This window comes from Actinomadura sp. 9N215 (assembly GCF_044326345.1).
In the GTDB taxonomy this organism is placed as follows: domain Bacteria; phylum Actinomycetota; class Actinomycetes; order Streptosporangiales; family Streptosporangiaceae; genus Spirillospora.
In genome coordinates this window covers 66,095-82,965 of sequence record NZ_JBIRBA010000039.1, presented here as the reverse complement: position 1 = coordinate 82,965, position 16,871 = coordinate 66,095, and the positions used below count along the sequence as shown (strand labels likewise).

The 16,871-nt window shown below is 73.2% G+C and carries 15 protein-coding genes; 10 read left to right on the top strand and 5 right to left on the bottom strand.

The window, feature by feature from the left end; translation table 11 throughout:
• Nucleotides 1-9: 9 nt before the first annotated feature.
• Nucleotides 10-417, bottom strand: a complete 408-nt coding sequence (locus tag ACH34T_RS40725; protein ID WP_396026365.1) for a DUF2795 domain-containing protein — start codon at nucleotides 415-417, stop codon at nucleotides 10-12.
• A 149-nt stretch (nucleotides 418-566) separates the two neighbouring features.
• On the bottom strand, nucleotides 567-1,970 hold the full coding sequence (locus tag ACH34T_RS40720) for a cytochrome (protein WP_396026364.1): 1,404 nt from the start codon (nucleotides 1,968-1,970) through the stop codon (nucleotides 567-569).
• Between the two features lie 142 nt (nucleotides 1,971-2,112).
• Between ACH34T_RS40720 and ACH34T_RS40715 the strand changes: the two genes are divergently transcribed.
• Nucleotides 2,113-2,301, top strand: coding sequence for a DUF5302 domain-containing protein (locus ACH34T_RS40715; protein ID WP_396026363.1), 189 nt, complete (start codon nucleotides 2,113-2,115; stop codon nucleotides 2,299-2,301).
• Between the two features lie 148 nt (nucleotides 2,302-2,449).
• On the opposite strand, the gene ACH34T_RS40710 is transcribed toward ACH34T_RS40715, so the two are convergent.
• Complete coding sequence (locus tag ACH34T_RS40710) at nucleotides 2,450-3,088, bottom strand: pyridoxamine 5'-phosphate oxidase family protein (RefSeq protein WP_396026362.1); 639 nt, start codon at nucleotides 3,086-3,088, stop codon at nucleotides 2,450-2,452.
• 243 nt (nucleotides 3,089-3,331) lie between these two features.
• Between ACH34T_RS40710 and ACH34T_RS40705 the strand changes: the two genes are divergently transcribed.
• Nucleotides 3,332-4,966: a substrate-binding domain-containing protein gene (locus ACH34T_RS40705; RefSeq protein ID WP_396026361.1), complete on the top strand. Its 1,635-nt coding sequence runs from the start codon at nucleotides 3,332-3,334 to the stop codon at nucleotides 4,964-4,966.
• A gap of 235 nt (nucleotides 4,967-5,201) precedes the next feature.
• On the opposite strand, the gene ACH34T_RS40700 is transcribed toward ACH34T_RS40705, so the two are convergent.
• A complete protein-coding gene (locus ACH34T_RS40700; protein WP_396026360.1) occupies nucleotides 5,202-6,101 on the bottom strand; it encodes a hypothetical protein in 900 nt (299 codons plus the stop codon).
• A 73-nt stretch (nucleotides 6,102-6,174) separates the two neighbouring features.
• Between ACH34T_RS40700 and ACH34T_RS40695 the strand changes: the two genes are divergently transcribed.
• The 3 genes from ACH34T_RS40695 to ACH34T_RS40685 all read left to right on the top strand — a co-directional run bounded on the left by ACH34T_RS40695 (nucleotide 6,175) and on the right by ACH34T_RS40685 (nucleotide 8,786).
• Nucleotides 6,175-6,819 (top strand): PadR family transcriptional regulator, encoded by a 645-nt coding sequence (locus ACH34T_RS40695; RefSeq protein ID WP_396026359.1) that lies wholly within the window; start codon nucleotides 6,175-6,177, stop codon nucleotides 6,817-6,819.
• Nucleotides 6,820-6,987: 168 nt separating this feature from the next.
• On the top strand, nucleotides 6,988-8,013 hold the full coding sequence (locus ACH34T_RS40690) for an ATP-binding cassette domain-containing protein (RefSeq protein WP_396026358.1): 1,026 nt from the start codon (nucleotides 6,988-6,990) through the stop codon (nucleotides 8,011-8,013).
• Entirely contained in the window at nucleotides 8,010-8,786 is a 777-nt protein-coding gene (locus ACH34T_RS40685; RefSeq protein WP_396026357.1) for an ABC transporter permease, read from the top strand. The genes ACH34T_RS40690 and ACH34T_RS40685 overlap by 4 nt, the downstream gene beginning before the upstream one ends.
• A gap of 90 nt (nucleotides 8,787-8,876) precedes the next feature.
• On the opposite strand, the gene ACH34T_RS40680 is transcribed toward ACH34T_RS40685, so the two are convergent.
• Nucleotides 8,877-10,574: a M20/M25/M40 family metallo-hydrolase gene (locus ACH34T_RS40680; protein WP_396026356.1), complete on the bottom strand. Its 1,698-nt coding sequence runs from the start codon at nucleotides 10,572-10,574 to the stop codon at nucleotides 8,877-8,879.
• A gap of 573 nt (nucleotides 10,575-11,147) precedes the next feature.
• On the opposite strand from ACH34T_RS40680, the gene ACH34T_RS40675 reads away from it, so the two are divergent.
• The 5 genes from ACH34T_RS40675 (at nucleotide 11,148) to ACH34T_RS40655 (ending at nucleotide 16,862) form a co-directional block, all read left to right on the top strand.
• Nucleotides 11,148-12,767 (top strand): ABC transporter substrate-binding protein, encoded by a 1,620-nt coding sequence (locus ACH34T_RS40675; RefSeq protein ID WP_396026355.1) that lies wholly within the window; start codon nucleotides 11,148-11,150, stop codon nucleotides 12,765-12,767.
• 6 nt (nucleotides 12,768-12,773) lie between these two features.
• The gene (locus ACH34T_RS40670) at nucleotides 12,774-13,700 is read left to right on the top strand and encodes an ABC transporter permease (RefSeq protein WP_396026354.1); all 927 of its coding nucleotides are present in this window, start codon (nucleotides 12,774-12,776) and stop codon (nucleotides 13,698-13,700) included.
• Nucleotides 13,701-13,778: 78 nt separating this feature from the next.
• Complete coding sequence (locus tag ACH34T_RS40665) at nucleotides 13,779-14,693, top strand: ABC transporter permease (protein WP_396026353.1); 915 nt, start codon at nucleotides 13,779-13,781, stop codon at nucleotides 14,691-14,693.
• Between the two features lie 50 nt (nucleotides 14,694-14,743).
• Complete coding sequence (locus tag ACH34T_RS40660; RefSeq protein WP_396026352.1) at nucleotides 14,744-15,790, top strand: ABC transporter ATP-binding protein; 1,047 nt, start codon at nucleotides 14,744-14,746, stop codon at nucleotides 15,788-15,790.
• Entirely contained in the window at nucleotides 15,765-16,862 is a 1,098-nt protein-coding gene (locus tag ACH34T_RS40655) for an ABC transporter ATP-binding protein (protein WP_396026351.1), read from the top strand. Before ACH34T_RS40660 ends, ACH34T_RS40655 begins: the two co-directional genes overlap by 26 nt.
• Nucleotides 16,863-16,871 lie beyond the last annotated feature (9 nt).

The window sequence follows — 16,871 nt, the reverse complement described above, 5'->3', positions numbered from 1 at the left end:
CGGCGGCGGTCAGTAGCGGCGTTCCTCGCGGCCGTAGCCGAGCTCCTCGGCCACGTCGGCGACGTTCTCGTACTCGCGCCTGGGCAGGGTCCGCAGCTCCTCGACCGCCGCGTCGGGCGCGCCGCCCTCGGCCGCGTGCCGGACAAGCTCGTTCGGGCGCGCCGGGTAGCGGACGCCGCTCAGCATCCGGGCGAGCGCGCTGCGGTCCTCGACGTCCCGCGCGCTCATCCCGGGCGGGGAGCCCTCGCGCTCGCCGGCGGACGGCGCGGTCGGGTCGGCCGGGTACTCGTCGGTGAACGGCTCGGTCTCCTTGAACTCCTCGGCGTGGGTGGGATGGCCGCCGCTGACCATGCCGTGGGTCTCGCGGCCGATCTCCTCGTCCAGCTTGGGGCCGTGCTTGTCGCTCTTGTCCGGCATCGTTCGTCCTCCCTGCGCGGCGCCGCGTCCGGTGTGGCCGGTTCCGGTGGACCGCGTCCGATGCGTGGGCGGGCCCGCGGCCACCGGACGGAACGTTCCCGGGCGGGCGTGCCCAAACATGCGGCCGCGCCCCGGGCGGGCGCCGCCCCTCAGGACTGCGACAGGCGCATCATCCGCAGCACGCGCCGGACCAGCGAGTCCGGCTCGTCCGCGGGCGCCGCGTCCGGCTCCGGCTCCGGCGCCTCGTCCGCGGCGGCGGGACGCGCGGCCTGCTCCGCCGGGTCGGCGGCCAGCTCGTAGGTGACCGGCAGCGACCGCAGCCCCCGCATGAGCGGGGACGAGCGCCACGGAAGCTGATCGGCGGGCAGCGCGAGCCGCAGCGCGGAGAGCCGCTCGAACAGCCGCTCCACCGCGATCGTGGTGATCGTGGTGGCGAGGTCGCGGCCGAGGCAGGCGTGCGGGCCCGCGCCCCACGCCAGGTGCGCGCGGGAGCTGTAGATCGAGTCGGGCGCGGACGTCCGGGTGAACGCCGGGTCCAGATGGGCGGCGGCGGGGGACACGATGACCGGGTCGCCGGCCGCGATCTGGAACCGGCCGACGCGCACGTCCGCCTTCGCCCACCGGAACGCCAGGTTGGCCATCGGCGGGTTGGCGGCCGACGCCCGGTTGATCGCCTCCTGGATCATCCCCGCGGACAGGCTGTCGCGGGCGCCGGTCTCGCCGATGAGGACCTCGGTGATCGTGTTGCAGATCAGCGTGCCGGTCACGTCGCCGACCAGTCCGGTCATCATCGCCATCTCGCGGGTCAGCTCGTCGGCGGTCAGGTCCGGCACGGCGGCCAGCATGTACGAGGGAAGGTCGGTGCCCGGGGACTTCACCCGCTCCGCGCACACGCCCGCGACCCGGGCGATCAGCCGGTCGGACGCCTCGTGCGCGTCCGGGCCCGCGTCCATCACCCGCCACAGGTCGATGATCAGCTCGTCGTCGCCGTCAGCGCCCTCGCCCAGCAGCCGCCCGATCACCATCAGCGGCAGCGGCCTGGCGTACTGCGCCGACAGGTCGGCCCAGCCGGTGCGGCCGCCGCTCTCCGCCAGCACGGTGATCAGCTCGTCGGCGTACCGGCGGACGGCGTTCTCCAGGATCTTCGCCTCCGTCCGTGAGCGGTCCTGGAACGGCCGCAGGCCCTCGCTCCAGGCGCCGCGGAGCCGGGTGGAGTCGGCGCCGTCGTGGAACCCCGAGTTGCCGGACTCGACGACGGGCAGCATCGGCCAGTCCGCCGGGACCGCGCCCTCCCGGTACGCGCGCCACGCGTCGAGGCGGCGGCTCCAGATCCCGCGGGCGTCGCGCAGGATGTCGAGGGTCTGCGAGTAGCCGATGACGAGCCACGCCGGCACGCCGAGCACGTCCACCGGGGCGACCGGCCCGTACTCCCCGCGGAGCCGCTCGTAGAAGACCGCGGGACGGGACTCGTAGTCGCGGTTCAGCAGCGGCTGGACGGCGAGCGCCTCCAGCGGCGGATGGCCGGGCTCTGCCTGCGGTTTCTGCGGATCCACGGGCACAAACCTTAGGAGAGATCATCTACCGCTGGTCGGTTTATGGCGGAATCTACCGAGATGATCTTCTCGGCGTGTACGGATGGCCACGTTCCGCTGGGTATGTGAGGCTAGGAGTGCCCCTAGAGAGCTGGAGGTCCGCATGACCGACTCGTCGGGAGAACCCGAGGACGGAGAGGACGACGTGAAGCGCAGGTTCCGGGAGGCCCTGGAACGCAAGCGCGGAGCGGCGGGCAAGAACGCCGGCGCCGCCGGCAGGGGCGGCTCGAAGGTGCGCGGCAAGCACGACCGTGCCGACCACCAGCGGCAGTTCCGCCGCAAGAGCGGCTGACCGGGAACCCGGAAGGCCGCCCGACCCAGATGGCCCCCGCGCGGCCGGCGCGGGGGTCGACCCATCTCCGGCCGGCGTGGGGGCGACCCGTCGCCGGCCGGCGTGGGCGCGACCCGTCTCCGGCCGGCGCGCCGTCCGGACGTGGGTTTCAGGTGCCGTACAGCTTCTTCGTGTAGTTCGCCTCGGAGTAGTAGCGCTCAAGCTCCTCGACGGTCTCGTCGGTGCGCTGGACGTCCTTGACGATGCGGGCGTGGGACGGCAGCGCGTCCGGCTCCCAGGTCTCCGGCCTCCACAGCTTCGAGCGCATGAGCGCCTTCGCGCAGTGGAAGAAGATCTGCTCGATCTCCACGACCAGGGCGAGCGCCGGACGATGCCCCTTGACGATCATCTCGTCGAAGAACGGCGCGTCCCGGACGAGCACGGCCCGGCCGTTGATCCGCAGCGTCTCGCCGCGTCCCGGGATCAGGAAGATCAGCCCGACGTGCGGGTTGCTCAGGACGTTCAGGAAGCCGTCCGCGCGGCGGTTGCCGGGACGGTCCGGCACGGCGATCGTCGTGTCGTCGACGACGTGGACGAACCCGGGCGGGTCGCCCTTGGGCGAGACGTCGCAGTTCCCGTCCGCGTCGCTGGTCGCGATGAGGCAGAACGGGGACCGGGCGAGCCAGTCCAGGTCCCGGGCGTGCAGCGCGCGGCGCTCCTTCTCGACCGCCCGCCGCATCGGCGCGCCGAGCAGCCCGCGCAGCTCCGCCGCGGACGTGATCGCAGTGAACCCGGAGGCGACCGTCATCGCCGCTCCTTCCGCCGAGGAAATCGGAAGATCAGCCTAACTCGGTAGCTTCCGGACGCCCGGTGCCGGGGACCGTCCAGGCAGGGGATCGATGGATCTTGACAGCTTTCTCGCCCTTTCCATCTAATGCAGAGGGCCCGCGGTCGCGGCGGCGCCGGGCGCGAGCCGTGCGGGCCCGGGGGCGGCCTCCGCCGGCTCGGCGATCTGGGCGATCTGGGCGATCTCGGCGGAACGAGGGCATCGATGAGCGGACGCACACCGGGCCGGCCGATGGTCATGGTCGCCGCCGCGATCGCGGGCGTCCTGCTGCTGACCGGCGTCGGCGCGTACGCGTTCGCCGAGATCGCCGGCTGCGCGTCCCAGGACCGCATCACCCTGGACGTCGCGGCGGCCCCGGAGATCGTGCCCGCGCTGGCCGCCGCCATCCGGCGGTTCGACGGCTCAACCGGCACGTGCGCGGGCGCCCGCCTGCGGGCCGCCGACCCGGCCGCCGTGAGCACCATGCTGTCCGGCCGCGGCGGCGGCGACCGGCCGGACGTCTGGATCCCCGACTCCACCCTCTGGACGGCCTTCTCCCGCCCCGCGGGGGCGCGCCCCTCGATCGCCGGCAGCCCGGTCGTCCTCGCGACGGCGGCCCCGGCGGAACCCACCTGGAACCTGCTGCTCGGACCGTCCGCCGCCACCGCCGGCGGACGGCCGGAGACGGGAGCCACCGGCCCGCGCCCCCAGGTCCCCGACCCCGCGCGCAACGCCGTCGGGCTGGCGGCGCTGCTCATGGCCGACCGCCTGCTCGCCGAGGACCCCGACGCCCCCGACGCCCCCGACGCCCCCGACGACCCCGACGACCCCGACGGCCAAGCGGTCTTCACCGGCCTCGTCCGCGCCATCAGGGAGACCACCACGCCGACCGTGGAAGAGGCGTTCGCCACCACCGGATCCGCCAGGGACGGGGCGGTCGTCGTCGCGTCCGAGCAGACGGTCCTCCTGCACAACCGCAAGGAGCCCGGCGTGCGCGCCTACGGCGCTGTCCCGAAGGAGGGCACGCTCGTCCTCGACTACCCGTTCATGACCGTCACCGGTGACGGCGGCCGCGCGGCCGCCGCGAAGCAGCTCGAACGCGAGTTCCGTGGCGAGCGGACCCGCACCGACCTAGGCAGGCAAGGGTTCCGCGTCGGCCGCCCGGCGCCGTCCTGGACGCCCGCCGCGGCCGACGTGCGCCGCATCGCCCAGTCCTACGCCAGGCTGTCGCTGCCGACCCGCCTGCTCGTGCTGTTCGACGTCTCCGGCTCGATGGGGACGGAGGTCTCGCCCGGCCTCGACCGGCTCCAGGCCACCGCGCACGTCGGGCAGACCGGGCTGCAGCTCCTCGCCGACGACAGCGAACTCGGCGTCTGGGAGTTCGCCGCCGACCTCCGCGGCTCCCAGGACTGGGCGGAACGCGTGCCGATCGCGCCGCTCGGCGCCCGCGTCGGGTCCGTCACGCAGCGGCAGCGCGTCCTGAGCGACCTCGGCGGCCTCCGGGTGACGGAGAGCGGCGACACCGCGCTGTTCGAGACGCTGCTCGCGGCGTTCCGGACGGTGAAGCTCACCTTCAGACCCGAGATGGTCAACACCGTCCTGGTCTTCACCGACGGCCGCAACGACCACCCGGGCGGGCCGAGCTTCGAGCGGACCCTCGCCGACCTCCGCGCCGAGTACGACGCGACACAGCCCGTCCAGGTCGTCCTGCAGGGCTTCGGCGACGACGTGGACGTGACGGAGCTGACGCGGCTCGCCGAGGCCACGCACGGGATCGTCCAGGTCGCGCGGACGCCGGCGGAGAGCAAGCGGCTGCTGCTGGAGGCCATGTCCAGGCGCGTCTGCACGCCGAACTGCTGACGGGCCGCTCCGCCGCAGGGCGCGCCGGTGACCGCGCCGTGGCGTCCCCTGTGAGCGCCAGGACACGGCCACCGGCCCGCCGCGCGGGCCTCCCGCCGAGGCGGGGCCCTGGGGAAGAACGCGGCGGTGCGATGGTGCTGACTCGCGTGCCTGCGAAAACTCATCGCCAGAGTGGTCGGCGGTGTGGCCGTGTGGCCGTGTGGCCGTGTGGCGGTGCGGCGGTGCGCGCGGTGGGTCAGGTGTGGTGCGCGTCGCGGTCGGCGGCCCGGCGCGCCTCCCGGGCGGCCTCGCGGGCCTCGCGCGCCGCCTCCTCCGCGCGGGCGCGGTTCTGCTCGGCGCGCTCCGCCCGGCGGGACGCCGCGTCCCGCTCGGCGACGGCCCGCTCCAGCTCGTGGCGGAGCCGTCCGACCGTCGCGGACGCGTCCTCGGCCTCGCGTTTCGCGGCGCCGGCCCGCTCCTCGCGCTCGGCCAGCCTCCGGTCGGCCTCCTCGGCCCGCTTGCGCAGCGTCTCCGCCCTGCGCGCCCGCGCGGCGCTCGTCCGCGTGACGTTCGACTTCGGCCGCTCGGGCCTCGCCTTCTCCTGTTCCTCTTTCTCTTTCTTCGGTGCCTTTTCTTCGGGTTCGGGCCTTGCCGGTTGCTCTCCGTCCCCCGGCGCCATGGGGAAGCCCGCCGGGACGAAGCCGCTGTGGCTGCGCGGCTGCGTCAGCCGTCCCTCGCGCACCTCGTCGGCGATGCCGGGGTCGACGGTGGCGGCCTGAAGCGTGTCCTCGACCTCGCGGCCCGCCTGCTCGCGGAGCGGGTTGCCCGCGTCCGACGCCAGCTCGCCCGCGGTGCGCACGAGCGACCCGACGAGCCGGGCCCGGCGCTGCTCCAGGTCGCCGAGCCCGCCGCCCTTGCCCCACGCCGCGCGCATCTCGGCGCCGACGTCCAGCAGCCGCTCCAGGTCGTCGGCGGCCCGGCGGGGGAGGAGGTTCACCGCCCAGGCCGACAGCGTCGGGCGCCGCAGCGCCCCGATCCGCTTGGCGAGCGGTCCGTCGCCCGCGGACTTCGCGTCCTGGGCCAGCCGCTTGCGCGTCGCGACGAAGTCGGCGGGCCGGACGCCGTAGAGCTCATCGGCCGCACTGGAGAAGTCCACGTCTGATCTCTACCCGCCTGGAGCCGGGATCGGCTATACTCGGCGACGAGTATTCGCGGACGAGGAGGGCGTGGTGGCCAAGCGGCGGAAGGTGGGCAACCTGCTCGGGCTCGCCGTGCTGTCGACGGTCTCGGTCAAGCCGATGCATCCGTACGAGATGGCGTCACTGATGCGCGCCCGCGGCAAAGACCGCGACATGGACATCAAGTGGGGCTCGCTCTACACCGTCGTGGGCAACCTTGAGAAGCACGGCTTCCTCGCCGTGGAGGGAAGCGCCCGCGAAGGGGCCCGCCCGGAGCGGACCGTCTACCGCATCACCGACGAGGGCCGCGACGAGCTCTCCGACTGGGTCAGGGAGCTGATCGCGGTGCCCGAGCGGGAGCGTCCCAGGTTCGAGGCCGGGCTCTCCGTCCTCGGGGCCCTCGGGCCCGACGAGACGGCCCGCCTGCTGGCCGAGCGGCTCGCCGCGCTGGAACGCGAGATCGCCGGCGTCCGCGCCGCGCTCGCGGCGGAGACCGAGGTCCCGCGCCTCTTCCTCATCGAGACCGAGTACGACCTCGCGATCCGGAGCGCGGAGGCCGACTGGGTGCGCGGATTCCTCGCCGAGATCGAGGACGGCTCGCTGCCCGGCCTCGACCTGTGGCGGACGTTCCACGAGACCGGGCGCGTCCCGCCGGAGATCGCCGAGCTGGCGGAGAGAGGAGCCCCGCAGAGGTAGCGACGGAGACAGCGACGAAGAAGCCCGGCAGCGGTGCGGCAACACCCCCGCCGGGCCCGAGAACCCACCACCGAGAAACCCGCGCGGAGCGGGTCCTGGCGGCGAGCACGCGACCCCAGCCTATCCAGGGACCCTCCGCGCAGCATGCCCGCGTTACGGAGGAGACCCATGGCGCATGCCGCCGACACAGCGCAGGCCGTCCACGCGGACGGCCTCGTCAAGACCTACCCCGGCGACGTCCGGGCCCTGGACGGGCTGTCCATCACCGTCGGCCGGGGCGAGATCCTCGGCCTGCTCGGGCCCAACGGGGCCGGCAAGTCCACCACCGTCAAGATCCTCACCACGCTGATCCGCCCGGACGCGGGCGCCGCGTCCGTGGCCGGGCACGACGTGCTGCGCCGCCCCGACCGGGTGCGGCGCGTCATCGGCGTCGTGTCGCAGAAGTCCGGCGCCGACCCCGAGGCGAACGGGCGCGACAACCTCGTCCTGCAAGGCCGCCTCTACGGGCTCGGGGGAGCGCGGGCGCGGCGGCGCGCCGCCGAGCTGCTCGCCCGGTTCGGATTGGAGGACGCGGCGTCCAGGCCGGTGAAGACCTACTCCGGCGGGATGCGGCGGCGGCTCGACGTCGCGCTCGGCCTCGTCCACCGGCCCCAGGTCCTGTTCCTGGACGAGCCCACCACCGGCCTCGACCCCGAGGCCCGCGCGTCGATGTGGGCCGAGATCGCCCGGCTCGCCGGGGACGACGCCCTCGCGATCCTGCTCACCACCCACTACCTGGACGAGGCCGACCGGCTCGCCCGGCGGCTGGCGATCGTCGACAGGGGCCGCGTCGTCGTCGAGGGGACGCCCGACGCGCTCAAGGGCGAGCTGCGCGGCGACGCCGTCCACGTGGAGTGGGCCGATCCGCCGCCGGGGCCGCTGGTCCGGGAGTCGCTCGGCCGGCTGCCCGGCGTGCGGGAGATCGTCCTCGACGGGCCGCGGCTCAGCGCCCGCGCCGACGACGGCGCCGCCGCAGTGCCGGCCGTCCTCGCCGCCCTCGACCAGGCCGGCGTCCCCGCGGCCGCGGCGACCGTCGCGCGGCCGTCCCTGGACGACGTCTACCTCCGCTACGCCGGACGCCGCTTCGCCCAAGCCGACATCGGGGCCGGCGCCGTCGATGACGCCGGGCCCGTCACCGCCGGAGGCGCCCGATGACCGCGCTGGTGACCGGAACCTGGTGGATGACGCACCGGCGGCTGTCCGCCCTGCTGCGCAACCCCGCCGTCCTCGTGATGACGCTGGTCCAGCCGATGATCTGGCTGTTCCTGTTCGGGGAGCTGTTCAAGAAGGTCGTCGAGCTGCCCGGGTTCGGAGCCGCCTCCTACCTGGACTACATCGTGCCCGGCGTCGTCGTCATGAACGCGGTGTCGCTGAACTCGTTCGCCGGGATGGCGACCATGGACGAGATCGAACGCGGCACGCTGAACCGCTTCCTCGTCACGCCCGTCCGGCGCAGCGCGATCGCGAACGCGGGCGTCATCGAGCAGGCGCTCGGCACCGCGTTCCAGTCGATCGTGATCGTCCTGCTGGGCTGGGCGACCGGGGCGCGCTACCCGGGCGGGCCAGCGGGCCTGGCCGTGCTCGTCGCCGCGTCCGTGCTGATCGGCGTCGTCCTCGCCGCGCTGTCGAACACGCTCGCGCTGCTCGTCCGCGACCGCAACACGATCATCGGCCTGAACGTGATGCTGCTGCTGCCGCTGACGTTCCTGTCGTCGGCGTTCATGGCCGAGGGCCTCATGCCGTCCTGGATCCGGCATGTGGCCGCCGGGAACCCGGTGAGCTGGGCGCTGGACACCGGACGCGCCGCCCTGTCCGACGACCCCGACTGGGGTTCGGCCGCCGTCCACGGCACCGCCCTCCTCGCCCTGACCGCCGCCACCGTCGCCCTGGCGATCTTCTCGTTCCGCAGCTACCAGAGATCCCAGTAACCGCCTGTTGATGCTTTGCCCGGGGGCGACCCGCAGCCCCCGATCAAGGCGGCTGATCCGTCTCCTTCGCCTGGCGGTCGGCCGGCGGGGTCAGCGGGAGTCGAGAAAGCGGTCCAGGACGCGGGTGCCGAAGGCCAGGGCGTCCAGGGGGACGCGTTCGTCCACGCCGTGGAACATGCTCAGGTAGTCGAGGCCCGGGTCGAGGAGGAGGGGGGCGAAGCCGAAGCTCTTGATGCCGATGCGGTTGAACGACTTGGCGTCGGTGCCGCCCGCCATCACGTAGGGGACGGGACGGGCGAGCGGGTCCTCGGCGCGGAGCGCGCCCGCGAGGGCGGCGAAGGTGGGGCCCGCCGGGTCCGCGGCCGGGGCCTCCTCGTGGTTGATGAACTCGCGGGTGACCTTCGGGCCGAGGAGCCGGTCGATCGTGGCCAGGAACTCCTCGCCCGTGCCGGGCAGGTAGCGCCCGTCGACCTGCGCGGACGCCGTGCCCGGCACGACGTTGATCTTGTAGCCGGCGTCCAGCCGGGTCGGGTTGGCGGAGTTGCGGATCGTCCCGGCGAACAGGCGGCCGACGCCGCCGAGGCGCGCGGCCTCGGTGTCGAGGCGGTCGTGGTCGATGCTCGTGCCGAGCGCGTCCGCGAGGCCGTCCAGCAGTGCGTGGACGCCCGGGGTCAGGCGGACGGGCCATTCGTGCGCGGCGATCCGGGACACCGCGTGCGCGATCTCGGCCACCGCGTTGTCGGGCGCCGGTTTGGACCCGTGCCCGGCGGTGCCGCGCGCCGTCAGCCGCATCCACATCGTCCCGCGCTCACCCGTCGCAATGGGATAAATCCGAATCCCCGCAGCCCCCCCGCCGAGCCCGGCGCCCTCGCCGAGCCCGCCGTCCCCGCCGAGCCCGCCGAGCTCGGCGTTCCCGGCGTTCCCGGCGTTCCCGCCGAGCCCGGCGTCCCCGGCGAGCCTGGCGTTCCCGCCGAGCCCGGCGTTCCCGCCGAGCCCGGTGCCCTCGCCGAGCCCGGCGCCCTCGCCGAGCCCGCCGAGCTCGGCGTTCCTGCCGTCCCCGCCGAACCCGGCGTCCCTGGCGTCCCCGCCGAGCTCGGCGTTCCTGGCGTTCCCGCCGAGCCCGGCGTTCCCGCCGGGCGCGGGTGCGCTCTCGCCGAGTCTCGCCGCCGCCTCGCCGCCTGCTGTCGTGGCCCTGCCGGACTCGCTTGGTGCGCCGCTCGATCTGGCCGCGGTGCTGCCGGATCCGCTTGCGGCGGCGGCGAGATCGGTGAAGGTGACGCTGTAGCCGCCGGACTCGCTGATCGCCTCGGCGCAGCCGTCGAAGAACGCGCGGTGCTCGCGCGCCACGTACCGGGAGCCGTAGTCGCCGGTGCACTCCTCGTCGGCCAGGAACGCCAGCACCAGGTCGCCGCGGGTGCGCCGCCCCTCGCGGAGCCGCCGCCGGACGGTCGCGAGCGTCATCGCGAGGCTGCCCTTCATGTCGACCGCGCCGCGTCCCCACACGCATCCGTCGCGCACCTCGCCCGAGAACGGCGGGACGGTCCACTCGGACGCGTCGGCCGGCACCACGTCGAGGTGCCCGTGGATCAGGAACGCGGGATGGGACGGGTCGGTGCCGGGGATGCGCGCCAGCACGCTCGCCCGGCCCGGCACGGACTCGACGATCACCGGGTCCGCGCCGACCTCGTCCAGCAGGGCGGCGACGTACTCGGCGGCGGGCCGCTCCGGATGGGCCACGCCCTCGCCCCGGTTCGTGGTGTCGAAGCGAATGAGATCGGCACAGATCACCGCCGCCTCAGCCCCCGCCTGAGCCGCCGCCTCGGCCCTCGCCTCGCCCCCCGCCTCGGCCGCCGCGCCGGCCCCCGCATCGGCCGCCGCCTCGCCCCTCGCTTCGGCTGCGGCGGACCTCGCTTCGGTCGCTGCTTCAGCCCTCGCTCCGGCTGCTGCCTCGGCCCTCGCTCCGGCTGCTGCGTCGGTTGCTGCGTCGGCCCCCGCATCGGCCCCCGCATCGGCTGTCGCCTTAGCCCCTGGAATGGCCTCTGCTCCAGTCGCCGCGTTGGTCAGGGGGGTGGGGTTTGGTGGGGTGGGGTTCGGGGTTGTCGCCGTCGGGTTGGCGGGCCGCGTTTCGGCGGTCGGATCCTTGTGCACCTTTGCCCCCAGAGTTCTCTTTCGTAACAAGGCTTCATTTTCTTTCGCCGCTGACCAGTGTCAATGAATGATCAAGAACGTCTCGATCCGGTTTCGACTCGGTCAGCGGCGTACCCAAACGGTCACCGCGAGTACGACGCTGCCAGCAATCTAGGTGCGGCGGGGCGGTCGAGCACCTGCCGCGCGCCGGGAGCGACAGGGCCGAGGAGGAGCATGACCAGTCAGAGGGGTGCCGGCCGGGGTGTCCGACTGAGGGTCGCGGGGCTCGCCGCGGTGGCGCTCGCCGCGTCGCTCGGCCTGTCCGCCTGCGGCGGCGACGACGCGGGGGCGAGCGACGGCACGTTCACCGCGGGCCACTCCGAGCCCGACCACCTGGTGCCCGCCAACACCACGAGCAGCTACGCCTTCGACGTGATCAGCGAGCTGTTCGACAACCTGATGACGCTCGACAGGGCCGGCAAGGCCGTCCCGCTGGCGGCCGAGTCCGTGACGTCCGACGACCAGAAGGTCTGGACGATCAAGGTGAAGCCGGGCCAGAAGTTCCACAACGGCGAGCCGCTGACCGCGCAGAGCTTCGCCGACGCGTGGAACAACGCCTCGTACGGGCCCAACGCCATGGCCGCCAACGAGTACTTCTCGTACATCAAGGGCCACAAGGAGCTGAACCCCGAGGACGAGAACGCCAAGCCGGAGACCGACACTCTGTCCGGCGTCGAGGTCGCCGACCAGAGCACGCTGAAGGTCACGCTGACCGACCCGTTCAGCCAGTTCCCGCAGCTGCTCACCTACCCGGCGTACGCGCCGATGCCGAAGGCCGGGCTGAAGGACCTCAAGGCGTTCGACGATCATCCGATAGGCAACGGCCCGTACAAGATGGACGGCACCTGGGAACGCAACAAGCAGATCAAGCTGGTCGCGTTCGCCGGCTACACGGGGCCGCGCAAGCCGCAGAACAAGGGCGTGACCTGGAAGAGCTACTCCAGCGCCGACACGGCGTACACCGACCTGCGGGCGGGGCGGATCGACGTGCTGCAGACGATCCCGTCCGCGAAGGTGCCGGAGGCGAAGCGGCTGCTCCGCGACCGGTTCCTGCCCCGCAAGATGGGCACGATCGACTACCTCGGCTTCCCGCTGTGGGACAAGCGGTTCGCGAGCGCCGACCTGCGCCGGGCCATCTCGATGTCCATCGACCGGCAGGGCATCAACAAGGCCGTCTACAACGGCGACTACATTCCCGCCGACTCGCTGCTCCCGGCCATCATCGAGGGGCACCGGCCGAACGCGTGCGGCGAATTGTGCACCTACAACCCGTCCAAGGCCAGGGACCTGTTCGGCAAGGCAGGCGGGTTCAAGGGGACGCTCGAACTGTACTTCTCCAACGCGCAGCCGACGTACGCGCAGTGGATGCGGATCGTGGCGAACTCCCTGCGCGAGAACCTCGGCATCCAGGACATCCAGTTCCGGCAGGTGCCCGCGTCCGACTACTTCTCCATGCTGCGCGAGCGCAAGGAGAAGGGCCCGTACCGGCAGAACTGGGAGGCCGACTATCCGAGCGCCCAGAACTACCTGGAGAACATGTGGACGTCCGCCAACAACCGCATGGGCTGGACGAACAAGGAGTTCGACGACCTCATCGCCAAGGCGAACCGGACGGCCGACCCGCGGGAGGGGATCGGGTTCTACAACCGGGCGGAGGACATCGCCATCCGCGAGATGCCGATGATCCCGCTGTGGACGTGGGCGGGCCAGGGCGGACGCTCCCAGAACGTCGACGACGTGACGATCACCCCGTACTCGACGGGCCTGGTCGCGCACGAAGTGACGGTGAAGTAGCCGACGATGTGGCAGTACGCCGTCCGGCGGCTCCTGCAGGCGGTCCCGGTCTTCATCGGCACCACGCTGCTGATCTACGCGATGGTGTTCGCGCTGCCCGGAGACCCGATCCAGGCGCTCGCCGGGGACAAGCCCGTCCCGGAGAACGTCCTGCAGACGCTCCGGGACAGGTACAACCTGAACGACCCGCTGCTGGTGCAGTACGCGAAGTACATGTGGGGGCTCGTCCAGGGCGACCTCGGCGAGAACTACACGGGCCAGAGCGTGTCGGAGATGCTCAGCGGCCGCTGGACGGTGACCGCGCAGCTCGCGATCACCGCCTGGGTCTTCGAGCTGCTGATGGGGATCGTGCTCGGGGTGTGGGCGGGCCTGCGGCGCGGGAAGCTCGCCGACACGCTCGTCCTCGGCGGGACGACGCTGGTGATCGCGGTTCCGGTGTTCGTCATCGGCTACGTCGCGCAGCTCCTGTTCGGCCTGCACTGGCAGATCTTCCCGACCGCGGGGACGGACGACGGCTGGCCGACGAGCTACCTGCTGCCCGGCATCGTCCTCGGGTCGCTGGGCCTGTCGTACGTGGCGCGGCTGACGCGGACGAGCCTGGCGGAGAACCTGCGGGCCGACTACGTCCGCACCGCCCACGCCAAGGGGCTGTCGCGGGCGCGGGTCGTCGGGCGGCACGCGCTGCGCAACTCGCTGATCCCGGTGGTGACGTATCTCGGCGTCGACTTCGGGAACCTGATGGGCGGCGCGATCGTGACGGAGGGGATCTTCAACCTGCCGGGCATCGGGCAGCAGGTGTTCCAGTCGATCCAGCTCAAGGAGGGGCCCGTCGTGGTCGGCGCCGTCACCGTGCTGGTGCTGATCTTCCTGCTGGTCAACGTGGTCGTGGACCTGCTGTACGGGGTCCTCGACCCGCGGATCCGGTATGAGTGAGCATTTTTCGTCCGGACTGTCCGCGCGGCGCGTCCCGTGCGGGCCCGCCGAGGACGAAAAGTGTTCAGTGGAGGCGGCATGACGATCAAGGAGGCGGACGCCGGGGCCGGGGCGGCGGCGGTCGCCACCGCGGGCGGCGAGATCGGCCGGGCGTCGCTGTGGGACGACGCGTGGCGCGACCTGCGGCGGCGCTGGATCTTCTGGGGCTCGGCCGCCGTCCTCGCGGTGGTCGCGGTGATGGCCGCGCTGCCGAGGCTGTTCACCGCCACGGACGCCAACGAGGGCTGCGACCCGAACCGGGCCAAGCTCGGCCCGTCCGGCAGGCACTGGTTCGGCACCGACCTCGCGGGCTGCGACTACTACGCGCACGTCGTGCACGGCGCCCGCCCGACGCTGCTGATCGGCGTCGCCGTGACGCTGTTCGCGCTGCTGATCGCGGTGCTGTTCGGGATGCTCGCCGGCTACTACGGCGGCCTCGTCGACGCCCTCATCGCGCGGCTCACCGACGTGTTCTTCGGGCTGCCGTTCGTGCTCGGCGCCACGGTCATCCTCGTCGCGTTCCCCGGGCACGGGGTGTGGGCGATGACGCTGGTGCTGGTGCTGCTCGGCTGGACGACGATGATCCGCATCATGCGGGGGCAGGTCATCTCCGTCCGCGACGCCGACTACGTGCAGGCGGCGCGGCTGCTCGGCGCGTCCGACCGGCGGATCATGGCCAGGCACATCCTGCCGAACGCGATCGCCCCGGTGATCGTGGTCGCCACCCTCAACGTCGGGCACGTGATCGTCGGGGAGGCGACGCTGGACTTCCTCGGCGTCGGCCTGCAGTACCCGGAGGTGTCGTGGGGGCTGCAGCTCGGCCAGGCGAAGGACTCCTTCCTCGACCACCCGCACCTGCTGATCTTCCCCGCGGCGTTCCTGTCGGCGACGGTGCTGAGCTTCCTGCTGCTCGGCGACGCCGTCCGCGACGCCCTCGACCCGAAGCTGCGGTGACGCCCATGGATGACGCCCCTGAACGGGATGACGCTGAGACGGGAGGACGCATGACGGCCGAGCCGAAGAAGGGCGACCTCGTCCCGGCGCCGCGCCCGGACGCGCCGCTCCTCCAGGTGGACGACCTGCACGTGAGTTTCCGCGTGCGGGGCCAGGACGTCCGCGCCGTGAACGGCCTGTCGTACACGCTCGCGGAGGGGGAGACCGTCGCGATCCTCGGCGAGTCCGGGTCGGGCAAGAGCGTCGCGGCGCAGGCCGTGATGGGCATCCTCGACATGCCGCCCGCGCGCATCGACCGCGGCTCGGTGCGGCTGCGCGGCACGGAGCTGCTCGGCCTGCCGGACCGGCGCCGCCGCGAGTACCGCGCCGAGCGCATCTCGATGATCTTCCAGGACGCGCTGACGGCGCTGAACCCGGTGTTCACCGTCGGCGACCAGCTCCGCGAGATGTTCCGGGTGCACCGCGGCCTCGGCCGGAAGGCGTCCAGGGACCGGGCGGTCGAGCTGATGGAGCGGGTGCGGATCCCGCTCGCCGCGCGCCGGCTCGGCGACTACCCGCACCAGTTCTCCGGCGGCATGCGCCAGCGCATCATGATCGCGATGGCGCTGGCGCTGGCGCCGGACGTGCTGATCGCCGACGAGCCGACCACCGCGCTCGACGTGACCGTCCAGGCGCAGATCATGCGGCTGCTCGCCGGGCTCCAGGACGAGCTGAACATGGGCATGGTGCTGATCACCCACGATCTCGGCGTGGTCGCGGGCGTCGCGGACCGGATCGTCGTCATGTACGCGGGGGCGGTCGCCGAGCAGGCGCCCGCCCGCGACCTGTACGCGCGGCCCGCGCACCCGTACACGCGCGGGCTGCTGGCGTCGGTGCCGCGGCTCGACCGGCGCGGGGACGCGCTCGTCCCGATCAAGGGGGCGCCGCCGGATCCGGCCGCGCTGCCGTCCGGCTGCCCGTTCCATCCGCGCTGCCCGCGCGCCGAGGCGGTCTGCGCGGCGGAGCGGCCGCCGCTCGTCGCCGTCGCGCCGGGCCACGACGCCGCCTGCCACTTCGCCGAGGAGGTCCACGGTGCCGGACAAGCCGACCAGGGCTGACACCGCCGATCCCGAGGCGCCGATCCTTCAGGTGCAGGGCCTCGTCAAGCACTACCCGCTGACCCGCGGCGTCGTGATCAAGCGGATGGTCGGGCGGATCAAGGCCGTGGACGGCGTCGACCTGGAGCTGCGCCGCGGCGAGACGCTCGGCGTCGTCGGCGAGTCCGGCTGCGGGAAGTCGACCCTCGCCAAGCTGCTGCTCGCCGCCGAGCGTCCCACGGCCGGGACGGTCCGCTTCGAGGGGCGCGACATCTTCGCGATGCCGAGGCCCGAGCTGCGGGCGCTGCGCCGCCGCGTCCAGATGGTGCTGCAGGACCCGTACTCGTCCCTGAACCCCCGCATGACCGTCGGCGACATCGTCGGCGAGCCGTTCGCCGTCCACCCGGAGGTCGCGCCGAAGGGGGAGCGGCGGGCGCGCGTCCAGGAGCTGCTGGAGCTGGTCGGGCTCGACCCCGGCCACGTCAACCGGTACCCGCACCAGTTCTCCGGCGGGCAGCGGCAGCGCGTCGGGATCGCCCGCGCGCTCGCGCTGCGGCCCGACGTCGTCGTGTGCGACGAGCCGGTGTCGGCTTTGGACGTGTCGGTGCAGGCGCAGGTGATGAACCTGCTCGCCGAGCTGCAGCGGGAGCTGGGCCTGGCGTACGTGTTCATCGCGCACGACCTGGCCGCCGTCCGGCACATCTCCGACCGCGTCGCCGTCATGTACCTCGGCAAGATCGTCGAGACCGGCGACGGGACGCAGATCTACGAGCACCCCACCCACCCGTACACGCAGGCGCTGCTGTCGGCCGTCCCCGTCCCGGACCCGGACGCGCCCGGCTGGGCGGACCGTCCTCCAGCCCCCGCCCGCCGCCATTCAACGGACGAGCTCCGCTCGACAGACCGGATCCGGCTGGAGGGGGAGCCGCCGTCGCCGCTGGACCCGCCGTCCGGCTGCCGGTTCCGGACGCGCTGCTGGAAGGCGCAGGACAGGTGCGCGCACGAGGAACCGGCCCTGGAGGAGCGGGCGGACTCCGGCCACCCCAGCGCCTGCCACTTCGCCGCGGAAGAGGCCCTCACGGAGCAAACCTGACGTTTCGGC